Here is a 678-nt window from a genome sequence, read left to right as displayed (position 1 = left end):
GGCGGTGGGGCAGAACAGACGCCTGTTTCTGCTTCTACCACGTTGCCAAGAGTCTCATGTCGCTAGCAGTGCTGCTAAACGTTTCACCGCCGCTTGTGCTTCTTCCGCGCAGGTAAAATTAGTAAATCCCATGAGTAGCCCGTTCTGCTGCGGGATCCCTGCATCCCATTCGCTGAGCGCTTTAACACCAAGCCCTGCTGCTTGGGCTGCCATCACCAGTGCCTTATCGGATTGTTGTTCGTTCAGGTAGGCCATAACCTGTATCCCCCCTGCCTGAGGCTGGATGTGCAAAGAAGGGCCGAAAATGCTTTCAAGTGCCTCTACAAGATAACCACGCCTGACGGCGTACAACTGACGCATTTTGCGCAAATGGCGGGCAAAATGCCCCTGTTGCATGAACGCTGCCACCATCGCTTGTGGCAGAATCGAACCCGGACCGGGCCAGTGGTTAACTGCCTCGTGAAAGGTCAGTTGCAGAGAGGGGGGCACCACCAGATAGGCCAGACGTAAGCCGGGAAAAAGGACTTTACTGAAAGTGCCGGTATAAAGCACGCGTTGCTCATGATCGAGGCTTTTGAGGGCCGGTAGTGGGTGGCCGTGGTAACGGAATTCACTGTCGTAGTCATCCTCGATGATCCAGGCATCTTTTTGGTTCGCCCACGCCAGCAACGCCAGTCG

General features: G+C 55.3%; 1 protein-coding gene. It reads right to left on the bottom strand.

All coding sequences use genetic code 11. The annotated features are described in order from the left end of the window. Positions 1 to 54: 54 nt before the first annotated feature. On the bottom strand, positions 55 to 678 hold a 624-nt coding region (locus J5224_RS33125), incomplete at its 5' end, for a PLP-dependent aminotransferase family protein (protein ID WP_264629143.1).

The sequence above is a fragment of the Candidatus Symbiopectobacterium sp. NZEC135 genome, from assembly GCF_025962695.1.
This window is presented reverse-complemented; position numbering and strand designations above follow the sequence as displayed.